Here is a 12,363-nt window from a genome sequence, read left to right as displayed (position 1 = left end):
CACCGAGGCTCCCCATGACCACTTCCCAGAACGACACGACCGCCATCGCGGCACAGCGCCGCATCGCCGTCGACCAGGCCCTGGCCGACATCCGCGCCATCGCCGCCGCCCAGGCACTCGACCGCGCGGTGCTCGCGCGCATCACGGCGCGGCTCGAGAAGCTCGCGACCAACGCTGCCCTGTTCACGCGCGAGGATTTCCCGCCGCCGGCCGCGAGCGAAGGCGTGGGCGCCTCCACGCGCTACCGCCTCAACCCCGGGGATGGCGACGACGACGTGGCGCTCTACCTGAACTCGATCAATCCCGGCAAGACCTCGATCCCGCACAACCACACGACCTGGGCCACCATCGTGGCGGTCGAGGGCCAGGAGGAGAACCGCGTCTACCGGCGCACCGACGACGGCAGCGACCCCGCGCAGGCGCGGCTCGAACTCGAACGCGAGGTCACGGTGCAGCCCGGCACCTCGATCGCCTTCCTGCCCGAGGACCTGCACAGCATCCACGTGATCGGCGACCGGCCGACGCTGCATTTCCATCTCTACGGCCAGCCGCTCGAGACGCTGTCGCGTCGCATCGGCGTGAACCTCGAGACCGGCGCGATCGTGAACTACAACGCGACGCAGCTGCAGCCGAGCAAGGCGGTCGCATGAGCGCTGTCAACGGCTTGAACGACGCGACGCGGCTGCTGCATGCGGGCGCGCCGCAGCTGCGCGCCGGCTCGGGCCCGGTCAACGTGCCCGTGGTGCGCACGAGCACCGTGCGCTTCGAGAACACCGCGGCTCATGCCGACCATCACCACCGCCGCGCCGCGGGCGAACGCGTGGCCTCCTACGGCCGCCATGGCCTCGACACGCACCGCGCGCTCGAGGACGCGGTGACCGCGCTCGAGGGCGGGCACCGCGCCTTCCTCACGCCCTCGGGCCTGTCGGCGATCACGCTGGTGCTGCTCGCGTTGCTGTCGCCCGGCGACCATGCGCTGGTGGCCGATGGCGTGTATGCGCCGCTGCGGCGCGTCGACAGCACCCTGCTCAAGCGGCTGAACATCACGGTCGAGTACTTCTCGCCCGCGCACGACGACCTGGCGAGCCTGCTGCGGCCGAACACGCGGCTGCTGTACCTCGAGTCGCCGACCTCGCTGCTCTACGAGGTGCTCGACCTGCCCGCGCTCAGCAAGATCGCGCGCGAGCGCGGCGTGACCGTGGCCACCGACAACACCTGGAGCGGCGGCTGGTTCTACAAGCCGCTCGCGCTCGGCGCCAACATCTCGATCCAGGCCGCCACCAAGTACATCTCGGGCCACTCCGACCTGATGCAGGGCATCGTGGTGGTCGACAGCCCCGCGCTGGCCGCGAAGCTGCTGAGCGCGCACGAGGCGCTGGGCCTGACCATCGGCGCCGACGACGCCTACCTGGCGCTGCGCGGCCTGCGCACGCTGCCGGTGCGGCTGGCGCAGCACCAGCGCAATGCCACCGAGGTCGCGCGCTTCCTGCAGCAGCAGGCGCAGGTGGGCCGCGTGTATTACCCGGCGCTGCCGGAAGACCCGGGCCATGCGCTGTGGCGGCGCGACTTCAGCGGCGCGAGCGGCCTGGTGTCCTTCGCGTTCCGCGATGCCACCGCCGCCGAGGCCGATGCATTCGTCGACGCGCTCACGCTGTTCGGCATCGGCGCCTCGTGGGGCGGCTACGAGAGCCTGGCACTCGCGGCCCAGCCCGAGCGGCTGCGCGAGCACCGCCAATGGCAGGGCAATGCGCCGGTGGTGCGGCTGCATGTCGGTCTCGAGGATCCGGGCGACCTGGTGGCCGACCTGGCGCGGGCCTTCGCGAAGGCGACGCCGACAGCAACCGCTCCCGCACCCGCGCCGGCCCCCGCCGCGGCGCCGTTTCGTGAATTGAGCGCAGGCGCGCACCTGCTCTGAGTCTTTCCTTCCTCTCCCGTTTTTCCCGTACCGCCGCCATGTCCACGCACTCCTCCTCCCCCACCGTCCCCGTCATCGACCCCCGCGTGCGCGTGGCGGTCGACGTCGGCGGCACCTTCACCGACATCGTGCTGCTGCGCGGCGAGCGCAAGCACACCGTGAAAGTGCTCACCACGCCGGCCGCACCCGAGCAGGCCGTGTTCGACGGCGTGGCGGAAGTGCTGCAGCACGCCGGCGCGGCCTGGGCCGACGTCGACCTGCTGATCCTCGGCACCACGCTGGCCACCAACGCGCTGATCGAGCGCAAGGGCGCACCCACGGCACTGCTGACCACGCACGGCTTCCGCGACCTGGTCGAGATCGGGCTGGAGGACCGCTTCGCGCAGTACGACGTGTTCCTCGACAAGCCGGCGCCGCTGGTGCCGCGCCACTGGCGCCATGGCGTGGTCGAGCGCACCGACGCGGCCGGCCGCGTGGTCACGCCGCTCGACGAGGCGCAGGTGGCCGTGCTCGCGCGCCAGCTCGTGGCCGACGGCATCGAGAGCGTGGCCGTGTGCTTCCTGCACGGCTATGCGAACCCCGTCCACGAGCGCCGCGTGCGCGAACTGCTGCGCGAGCATGCGCCGCAACTCTGGGTATCGCTGGCCTCCGACGTCTGCCCCGAGATCCGCGAATACGAGCGGCTCTCGACCGTCAGCGCCAATGCCTACGTGCAGCCGCAGGTGGCCGGCTACCTGCGCCGGCTGCAGGAAGGCGCGCGCGAACGCGGCTTGAGGGCCGAGCCCTTCCTCATGACCTCGGGCGGCGCCATCACCACGCTGCAGGCCGGCATCGACGAGCCGGTGCGGCTGGTCGAATCGGGCCCCGCGGGCGGCGCGGTGCTCGCGCGCCAGGTGGCCGAGCAGATCGGCGCCACGCGCGCGCTCTCGTTCGACATGGGCGGCACCACGGCCAAGATCTGCTTCATCGACGACTACCAGCCGCAGCTGAGCCGCAGCTTCGAATTCGGCCGCGTGCACCGGCACCTCAAGGGCTCGGGCCTGCCGATCCGCATCCCGGTGATCGAGATGGTGGAGATCGGCGCCGGTGGCGGCTCGATCGCGCGCGTCAACCACCTGGGCGTGGTGCAGGTCGGCCCCGACAGCGCGGGCTCCTCGCCCGGCCCGGCCGCCTACGGCCTGGGCGGCGAGCAGCCGACCGTGACCGACGCGCATGCCGCGCTCGGCGCGATCGACCCGGCGCGCTTCGCGGTCGGCAAGGTGCGGCTCGATCCGCAGCGCGCGCGCGCCGCGCTGCTGCAGGGCGTGGCCGCGCAGACCGGGCTCGAGGTCGAGGCGGCCGCGCAGGCGGTGGTCGAGATCGTGACCGAGAACATGGCCAACGCGGCGCGCGTGCATGCCTCGGAACTCGGCAAGGTGGCCGAGGAGAGCACGCTGATCGCCTTCGGCGGCGCGGCGCCGCTGCATGCGGCGCTGCTGGCGCGCAAGCTCGGCATCGCGCGGCTGGTGATCCCGAACTCGGCCGGCGTGGGCTCGGCGCTGGGCTTCCTCTGGGCACCGGTGGCCTACCAGACGGTGCGCAGCCTGCACCAGCGGCTCGACCGCATCGACCATGCGGCCGTGGGCCGGCTGCTCGACGAGCTCACCGCCACCGCCGACGACGTGGTGCTGCGCGCCGCGCCCGGCGCGCCGCTGGTGCGCCAGCGCGTGGTGTTCATGCGCTACGCGGGCCAGGGCCACGAGATCCCGGTCGAGCTGCCCGAGGGCGCGTTCGACGCGGCCGCCAGCGCCGCGCTGCACCAGCGCTTCGAGGCGCGCTATGCCGCGCTCTACGGCCGCAGCCTGCCGCACATCGCGGCCGAGGCCGTGAGCTGGTCGGTCGCGGTGGAAGCCGGCGGCCGTGCCGCGCCCGAGGCCGACGGGCTCGTGGCCGACGAGGGCCGCGCCACGGCTTTGGCCACGCGCGAGCTCTACGACGCCGAGACCGGCCGCTGGCAGGCGGTGCCGGTGTACGAGCGCGCCGCGCTGCGGCCGGGCCTGTGGATCGAGGGCCCGGCGCTGGTCGTCGAGGACGAGACCACCACGCAGCTGATCGCGGGCTTCGAGGCGCGCGTGAGCCGGCTCGGCGCGCTGGTGCTCGACGACACCACGGTTGTGCGGCACGAGGAGGAAGCGCACGCGGCGGCGGTGGCGGCATGAGTGCTGCCAGCACCGCCAGCGCAGCCAAGGGACGCCAGGCGCTGCGCCAGCAGCTCGTGTGGAGCCGCCTGCTCGCCGTGGTCGAGGAACAGGCGCAGGCGCTGATCCGCACCGCCTTCGGCACGCCGACGCGCGAGGCCGGCGACCTGTCGGCCGGCGTGTTCCTGCCCGACGGCCGCATGGTGGCGCAGGCCGTGACCGGCACGCCGGGCCACGTCAACTCGATGGCCGACTCGGTGCTGCATTTCCTGCGCGCCTTTCCGGCCCCCACCATGCGCGACGGCGACGTGTTCGTCACCAACGATCCGTGGAAGGGCACGGGCCACCTGTTCGACGTGGTGATGGTCACGCCGGTGTTCCACGGCGGCCGGCTGGTGGCGCTGTTCGCCTCGACCGTGCACGTGGTCGACATCGGCGGCGTGAATGCCGGCCCCGATGCGCTCGAGATCTACCACGAGGGCCTGTTCCTGCCGCCGCTGCGCTTCGCGCGCGACGGCGTGCTCGACGAGTCGGTGCTGGCCATCGTGCGCGCCAACGTGCGCGAGCCCGAGCAGGTCGAGGGCGACCTGCATGCGCTGGTGGCCTGCAACGCGGTGGGCGCGACGCGGCTGCAGCGGCTGCTGCGCGAGTTCGGCCTGGACGACCTGCGGGCGCAAGGCGACTACGTGATCGAGCGCTCGGCCCAGGCCATGCGCGCCGCGCTGGCCGACTGGCCGCGCGGCACCTGGCGCAACCACATGACCGTGGACGGCTACGACACGCCGGTCGAGCTGCATGCGGCGGTCACGATCTCCGATGACGGCATCCTGGTCGACTTCGCGGGCACCTCGGGCACGGTGGCGCGCGGCATCAACGTGCCCAAGGCCTACACCGATGCCTACACCTCCTTCGGCATCCGCTGCCTGATCGGCGCGGACGTGCCCAACAACTCGGGCTCGCTGGCGCCGATCCGCGTGGTCGCGCCCGAGGGCTCGATCGTCCATGCGCTGCCGCCGGCGGCCGTTGCCACGCGCGCGGCCATCGGCCAGATGCTGCCCGACCTGGTGTTCGGCGCGCTGCGCCAGGCCCGGCCCGACCGCGTGCCGGCCGAGGGCGCGTCGTCGCTGTGGAACATCCGCCTGTACGGCGGCCAGCCGATCGAGGGCGGGCCCAACGACGCGCTGCGGCGCGCGCGGCGCTTCAACATCGTGAGCTTCAGCACCGGCGGCACCGGCGCAAGGCCCGGCAAGGACGGCCTCTCGGCCACCGCCTACCCGAGCGGCGTGCGCAACGTCTCGCTCGAGATCCTCGAGACCCAGGCGCCGCTGCTGTTCCGGCGCAAGGAGTACCGGCCCGATTCGGGCGGCGCGGGCACGTCGCGCGGCGGGCTGGGCCAGGTGATCGAGGTCGAGAACGCCGACGGCGACCCGATGGTGCTGTCGGCCACCTGGGACCGCGTGCGCTTTCCGGCGCGCGGCGCGCTCGGCGGCGGCGATGGCGCGCCAGGCACCGCACGGCTCAAGCATGCGGGCACGACCCTGCGCGGCAAGGGGCGCCAGCTCGTGCCGGCCGGCGAGGTGCTGGTGGTCGAGACGCCCGGCGGTGCCGGCCTCGGCGATCCCTCGGAGCGCGATCCGGCGCTGATCGCGCGCGACCTCGAAGCCGGGCTGATCAGCCACGCGGCGGCCGCTCCTCTTTCCTCCTCTTCTTCCTTTGCCTCCGAACTTTCGGACCACCACGCATGAGTTCCACACCCAAGCCCGCGGCCCCCGCCGGCCGCCAACTGATCCGCCACCAGCTCGCCTGGAACCGCCTGCTCTCGGTGGTCGAGGAGCAGGCCCAGACGCTGATCCGCACCGCCTTCGGCACCTCCACGCGCGAGGCCGGCGACCTCTCGGCCGGCGTGTTCCTGCCCGACGGCCGCATGATCGCGCAGGCCGTGACCGGCACGCCGGGCCACGTCAACTCGATGGCCGAGTCGGTCAAGCACTTCCTGCGCCGCTTTCCGATCGAGACCATGGAAGACGGCGACGTGTTCCTCACCAACGACCCGTGGAAGGGCACCGGCCACCTGTTCGACATGACCATGGTCACGCCGGTGTTCCATGGCGAGGGCGCGGCGCGGCGCGCGGTCGCGCTGTTCGCCTCCACGCTGCACGTGGTCGACATCGGCGGCATCGGCTCGAGTCCCGACGGGCTGGAGATCTACCACGAGGGCCTGTTCCTGCCGATCCTGCGCTTCGTGCGCCGCGGCACGGTCGACCCGGCGGTGCACGCCATCATCCGCGCCAACGTGCGCGATCCCGAGCAGGTCGAGGGCGACCTGTTCGCGCTCGTGGCCTGCAATGAAGTCGGCGGCCGGCGGCTGCGCACCCTGCTGCGCGAGTTCGGCCTGGCCGACCTCGAGGCGCTCGGCGACTTCGTCATCGCGCGCTCGGCGCAGGCCATGCGCGAGGCGCTGGCCGAATGGCCGCGCGGCACCTGGCACCACACGCTGGTGGCCGACGGCTACGACGCGCCGATCACGCTGCAGGTGGCCGTGACCATCGGCGACGACGGCATCGACGTGGACTTCGCCGGCACCTCGGGCACCGTGGCGCGCGGCATCAACGTGCCCAAGGCCTACACCGACGCCTACACCTCCTTCGGCATCCGCTGCCTGGTGGGCGCCGACGTGCCCAACAACGCGGGCTCGCTGGCGCCGATCCGCGTCGCCGCGCCCGAGGGCTGCATCCTGCATGCGCTGCATCCCGCGGCCGTGACCGCGCGCCACGTCATCGGCCAGCTGCTGCCCGACGCCGTGTTCGGCGCGCTGCGGCAGGCCCGGCCCGACCGGGTGCCGGCCGAGGGTTCGTCGTCGCTGTGGAACCTGCAGCTCGTGGGCGGCGAGGTGCTGGCCGGCACCGCGCCGGCCGATGCCGAGGCGGTGCGCCGCGGCCCGCGCTTCAACGTGATCAGCTTCAGCACCGGCGGCACCGGCGCGCGGCCCGGCAAGGACGGCCTCTCGGTCACCGCCTACCCGAGCGGCGTGCGCAATGTCTCGCTCGAGATCCTCGAGACCCAGGCGCCGCTGCTGTTCGAGCGCAAGGAGTTCCGCGTCGACTCGGGCGGTGCCGGCACCGTGCGCGGCGGCCTGGGCCAGGTGATCGAGGTGCGCCATGCACAGCCCGACGCGGCCTTCCTGATCGCCGCCGCCTTCGACCGCGTCGACCATCCGGCGCGCGGCGCGCTCGGCGGCAGCGACGGCGCGCCGGGCCGGCTGCGGCTGGCCTCGGGCCGCGCGCTGCGCGCCAAGGGGCGCCAGCTCATTCCGGCCGGCGACAAGCTGGTGGTCGAGACGCCCGGCGGCGGTGGCCTCGGCGATGCCGCCCAGCGTGCCGAAGCCGCCATCGCGCGCGATCTGCGCGAAGGGCTGGTGACGGCCGTGCCGGCGCCCGCGACCGATGCCGCCGTTGCCTGATTTCTTTCCTCTTCTTCTTTCCGTTCTCGCTCCTCTCACCATGTCCTCCCTGCTCCGCCCCCCGCACTTCCGCCGCGCCACCGTCGCGCTGCTGCTCGCCGCCGGCCTCGCCGCCACCACGCAGGCCGCGCCGCCCAATCACAGCGGCACCCTGACCCTGTTGTCGACCAGCGAGCCCACCGCGCTCGTCACCATCGGCAATGTCGCCACGCCGATCCTCAGCGTCAGCGCCAAGGTCACCGAGGGCCTGCTCAAGTACGACTACGACGTCAATCCGCAGCCGCAGCTGGCGACCAAATGGGTCATCAGCCCCGACGGCCTGACCTACACCTTCACGCTGCGCCAGGGCGTGAAGTGGCACGACGGCAAGGACTTCACCTCGGCCGACGTCGCCTACTCGATCGAGCTGCTGAAGAAGATCCATCCGCGCGGCCGCAACACCTTCGCCAACCTCACGGCCATCGACACGCCCGACAAGTACACCGCGATCCTGCGGCTGTCGAAGCCCGCGCCCTACCTGATCCGCGCGCTGGTCGCGACCGAGACGCCGATCGTGCCCAAGCACGTCTACGAGGGCACCGACCCGGCGAACAACCCGAACAACAACGCGCCGATCGGCACCGGCCCGTTCAGGTTCAAGGAGTGGGTGCGTGGCAGCCACATCGTGTACGAGCGCAATCCCGAGTACTGGGACAAGCCCAAGCCCTTCATCGACCAGCTGATCGTGCGCTTCGTGACCGACCCGGCGGCAGCCGCCGTGGCCTTCGAGACCGGCACCGTCGACCTCGGCTACCGCACGCCGGTGCCGCTGGCCGATCTCGAGCGGCTCAAGAAGGTGCCCGCGCTGCGCTTCGAGACCAAGGGCAACAGCTACTCGTCGAACGTGACCCGGCTCGAGTTCAACCTCGACAACGAGTACTTCAGGAACGAGAAGGTGCGCCAGGCCGTGGCCCATGCCGTCGACCGCGGCGTGATCGTGAAGGTGGTGAACTACGGCTACGGCCAGGTCAGCTATTCACCGATCGCGCCCGGCCTCAAGGCCTTCCACGATCCCGCGCCCTCGCCCTATGCCTTCGACCTCAAGAAGGCCAACGCCCTGCTCGACGAGGCCGGCTATCCGCGCAAGGCCGGCGGCGTGCGCTTCAGCGTGCCGCTGGACTTCAACCCCATCGGCGCCGATGGCCCGCGCCTGGCCGACTACCTGCGTTCGACCCTGGCACGCATCGGCATCGCGGTGACGGTGCGGGCACAGGATCCGAGCGCCTTCATCAAGCGCATCTACACGGACCGCGATTTCGCGTTCACGCACAACGGGGCGAGCAACCTGTTCGACCCGACCGTGGGGGTGCAGCGGTTGTACTGGTCGAAGAACTTCATCAAGGGTGTGCCGTTCTCGAATGGCACGCACTATCAGAGTCCTGTGGTGGACAAGTTGCTCGAGGATGCCGCGGTGGAGAACGATCCTGCGCGGCGGTTGAAGCTGTTCAAGGAGTTTCAGGATACGGTGGCGCGGGATGTGCCGGATTTGAATCTCTATCAGCCTGTGTTCATCACCATTGCCAATCAGCGGGTGCATGACCATTCGTTGACTGCGGATGGGGTGGAGTCGAATCTGGCGGATGTCTACGTTGACGAGGCCAAGAAGTAGGCTTCTTTTGTTTTGGGGTTTTGTTCTTTGGTGAGGCTGTCGGCCGGGTCCCGCCCCGGCGGGCGGCTCACTTTCTTTGTCTCGCCAAAGAAAGTAAGCAAAGAAAGGCGACCCCACTGTCTGCGACCCCTCCGCTGCGCTCCGGGGCAACCTGCGGTGCTCGCGTTTCGCGGGGTCTCGCAGAACTCGCTTCGCTCAAACAGCTGCGAGCCCTTATCCGCGAAACGCTGCGCTCCTCGGCGCAGCCAGAGGGGGTGGGTCGGGCCATCGCGATGCTCGGCCCAGCAGACCCAACGGGCCGTCGCTTCGCTCGGCCTCAGTGAAAGATCCGAGGCCTATGCATGCGCACTCACCACACAAGGACGCGCCACGGCGCGTTGACCCTAGTCCCCTCTGGCTGTGCCGAGGAGCGCAGGAGAAAGCGGGATAAGGGCCGCAGCTGTCTGAGCGGAGCGCAGCGCAGCGAGTTCTGCGGACCCCCGCTTTCTCCGAGCACCGCAGGTTGCCCGTAGCGAAGCGGAGGGACACAGACAGCGGGGTCGCCTTCTCTTTGGTTACTTTCTCTTGGCGAGACAAGAGAAAGTGACTCGCCCGCCGGGGCGAGACCCGGCCAACAGCCTCACCAAAGAGAAGAACACATAAAACCGAAGAGCCGGCCCCACGCGCACATCAATCTGCCAATGCTTCTTCCTCGGCCAACCCAATCAACACATCGGCCGGAATCCCCATCCCCTTGTTCAAGCGCCGGATCATGTGCAACGTCAACGGGCGCTTGCGCGCCAACACCTCGTACACGCGATTCAGCGGCCCGATAAAGGGAACGAGATCCTTCACGCCCATGCCCGACTGATCCATGCGGAACTTGATCGCCTCGATCGGATCGGGGGGATCGATCGGGTGATGCTTCGCTTCGTAGGCCTGAACCAGCGTCACGAGCACATCGAGGCGGTCGCCTTCGGGCGTGTCCCGCTTGGCCATCATCAGGCCTTCAATCGCCGCGAGCGCGGCGCGGTAGCTGCTTTCGTTCTTGACGGGTTGAATTTCCATGACGGGCTCCTTCCTTCAAATGGTGTTCGCGTCGATCTGGTCGTACTGCGCGTGCGTGCCGATGAACCGGGTGTAGATCGTTGCGTAGTCGTAGTTGATCCAGACGACGAGCCGGTACTTGTTGCCCCCGAGGTTGAACACGGCACGGCCGTCCTTGAGGATGCTGACTTTCGGCATGGCGGCCACGACATCGGCGGGCTGCGTCCACTGCGCGGCGCAGGCCATCGCGTACCAGGCCCGCGCCGGGCCGGCACAGTCCTGATGGGCGTCCTGCCGGTAGAAGTCGACCAGCATTTTCTGGGCGATGACTCGCATGACGCGATTTTAGTCCCAAATTGGGACTAACGCCGACGGCGTGTCCCCGCCGGCGTTTTCGGAGCAACCTCAGGCCGCCTTCCTCTGCTCAGCCCCAGGCACCGCCGCAATCAAGCTCCGCGTATAAGCATGCTGCGGCCGATCCCAAATATCCTGATACCCCCCCGTCTCCACGATCTTCCCCTTGTTCATCACCATCACCCGATCCGCGATATACCGCACCACCGACAGATCGTGCGAGATGAACAGGTAGGAGAGCCCGAAGTCCTCCTTCAGCTCCACCAGCAGGTTCAGGATCTGCGCCTGCACCGACACGTCGAGCGCCGACACCGGCTCGTCGAGCACCACCAGCGACGGCCGCAGCACGAGCGCGCGCGCGATGCCGATGCGCTGGCGCTGCCCGCCCGAGAACTCGTTGGGAAAGCGCCGCGCCGCGTCGGCCGGCAGGCCCACGCGCTCGAGGATGGCGGCGATGCGGTTGCGCCGCTCGGCGCGGTCGTCCACGCCGTGCACCTTGAGCACCGACTCGAGGATGTCGAACACGCTGCGCCGCGGGTTCAGCGACGCATAGGGATCCTGGAACACCATCTGCACGCGCCGCCGCCAGGGCTTGAGCGCCTTCTCGGAGAGTGAAGCGATGTCGGTACCGTCGAACACGATGCGCCCGCCCGCCGGGTCCACCAGCCGCAACAGCGTGCGCGAGAGCGTGGACTTGCCGCAGCCCGATTCGCCGACCAGGCCCACGGTCTCGCCGGCGCGGATGTCGAAGGACACACCGTCGACGGCATGCAGCACGCCGCCGCCGCGCGTCGGGTAGTCGGTGCGCAGGTCCTGCACCGACAGCAGCGGCTCGCCGGCCGCGGCGCGCACGGGCAAGGCACGCACCTTCGTGTTCGGCTGCGGCACGTGCAGCGCGAAGTCGCGCACGCCGGTGGCGGGATCGAGCCGGGTCTGGATCTCGGGCAGGCGCGCATCCGCGTAATGCAGCGCGCTGCCGGCATGCAGCGAGGCGCCGAGCAGGCCGCGGGTGTAGGCATGCGACGGGGCGGCGAAGAGCTTCGAGGTCGGCGCCTCCTCGACCTTCTCGCCGCCGTACATCACGGCCACGCGGTCGGCCCACTGGGCCACCAGGCCCAGGTCGTGGGTGATCAGCAGCAGCGCCATGTCGAGCTCGCGGCGCAGGCCGTCGAGCAGCTCGAGGATCTGCGCCTGGATGGTCACGTCGAGCGCGGTGGTGGGCTCGTCGGCCACCAGCAGGCGCGGCTTGCAGGCCACGGCCATCGCGATCATCACGCGCTGGCGCTGGCCGCCCGAGAGGTTGTGCGGATGGTCGTCGATGCGCCGTTGCGGCTCGGGGATGCGCACCAGGTCGAGCAGCTCGATGGCGCGCCGGCGCGCCGCGGCGGCCGAGAGCTTCTCGTGGCGGCGCAGCGTCTCCTCGATCTGCGCGCCGATGGTGTGCACCGGGTTCAGCGAGGTCATCGGCTCCTGGAAGATCATCGCGATCTCGCGCCCGCGCACCTCGCGCAACGCGGCCGGCGACAGCGCGAGGATGTCGCGTCCGTCGAAATGGATGCTGCCGCGCAGCGCGGTGCCGGGCGCGAGCAGGCGCAGCAGCGCCAGCGCGGTGGTCGACTTGCCGCAGCCCGACTCGCCGACCAGCGCCAGCGTCTCGCCGCGCTGCAAGGTCAGGTCCAGCCCGCGCACGGCCTGGATCGGGCCGTTCGAGCCGTGGAAGAAGACATCGAGGCCGCGCACGTCCAGCAGCGGCGGCGCGATCGTCACTGGTTCGAGCGTCATC

At 70.6% G+C, this 12,363-nt stretch carries 9 protein-coding genes; 6 read left to right on the top strand and 3 right to left on the bottom strand.

The window, feature by feature from the left end:
- Positions 1 to 14 precede the first annotated feature (14 nt).
- Genes BM109_RS19585 through BM109_RS19560 form a run of 6 tightly spaced genes read left to right on the top strand, consistent with a single transcriptional unit; the run spans position 15 to position 9,200 of the window.
- Entirely contained in the window at positions 15 to 650 is a 636-nt protein-coding gene (locus tag BM109_RS19585; RefSeq protein ID WP_093345793.1) for a cysteine dioxygenase family protein, read from the top strand.
- Positions 647 to 1,915 (top strand): cystathionine beta-lyase, encoded by a 1,269-nt coding sequence (gene metC / locus BM109_RS19580; RefSeq protein WP_093345790.1) that lies wholly within the window; start codon positions 647 to 649, stop codon positions 1,913 to 1,915. The genes BM109_RS19585 and metC overlap by 4 nt, the downstream gene beginning before the upstream one ends.
- Positions 1,916 to 1,953: 38 nt before the next feature.
- Positions 1,954 to 4,113: a hydantoinase/oxoprolinase family protein gene (locus BM109_RS19575; RefSeq protein WP_093345788.1), complete on the top strand. Its 2,160-nt coding sequence runs from the start codon at positions 1,954 to 1,956 to the stop codon at positions 4,111 to 4,113.
- Entirely contained in the window at positions 4,110 to 5,837 is a 1,728-nt protein-coding gene (locus tag BM109_RS19570) for a hydantoinase B/oxoprolinase family protein (protein WP_093345785.1), read from the top strand. The genes BM109_RS19575 and BM109_RS19570 overlap by 4 nt, the downstream gene beginning before the upstream one ends.
- Positions 5,834 to 7,552: a hydantoinase B/oxoprolinase family protein gene (locus BM109_RS19565; RefSeq protein ID WP_093345783.1), complete on the top strand. Its 1,719-nt coding sequence runs from the start codon at positions 5,834 to 5,836 to the stop codon at positions 7,550 to 7,552. Before BM109_RS19570 ends, BM109_RS19565 begins: the two co-directional genes overlap by 4 nt.
- 40 nt (positions 7,553 to 7,592) lie before the next feature.
- Positions 7,593 to 9,200, top strand: coding sequence for an ABC transporter substrate-binding protein (locus BM109_RS19560; RefSeq protein ID WP_093345781.1), 1,608 nt, complete (start codon positions 7,593 to 7,595; stop codon positions 9,198 to 9,200).
- A 669-nt stretch (positions 9,201 to 9,869) separates the two neighbouring features.
- Here the strand turns inward: BM109_RS19560 and BM109_RS19550 are convergent.
- The 3 genes from BM109_RS19550 to BM109_RS19540 all read right to left on the bottom strand — a co-directional run bounded on the left by BM109_RS19550 (position 9,870) and on the right by BM109_RS19540 (position 12,362).
- Positions 9,870 to 10,247, bottom strand: a complete 378-nt coding sequence (locus BM109_RS19550; protein ID WP_093345779.1) for a helix-turn-helix domain-containing protein — start codon at positions 10,245 to 10,247, stop codon at positions 9,870 to 9,872.
- 15 nt (positions 10,248 to 10,262) lie between these two features.
- On the bottom strand, positions 10,263 to 10,562 hold the full coding sequence (locus BM109_RS19545; protein WP_093345776.1) for a type II toxin-antitoxin system HigB family toxin: 300 nt from the start codon (positions 10,560 to 10,562) through the stop codon (positions 10,263 to 10,265).
- Between the two features lie 69 nt (positions 10,563 to 10,631).
- A complete protein-coding gene (locus BM109_RS19540; RefSeq protein WP_093345773.1) occupies positions 10,632 to 12,362 on the bottom strand; it encodes an ABC transporter ATP-binding protein in 1,731 nt (576 codons plus the stop codon).
- Position 12,363: the final 1 nt, after the last annotated feature.

Source organism: Variovorax sp. PDC80 (assembly GCF_900115375.1).
Lineage (GTDB): Bacteria > Pseudomonadota > Gammaproteobacteria > Burkholderiales > Burkholderiaceae_C > Variovorax.
This window is presented reverse-complemented; position numbering and strand designations above follow the sequence as displayed.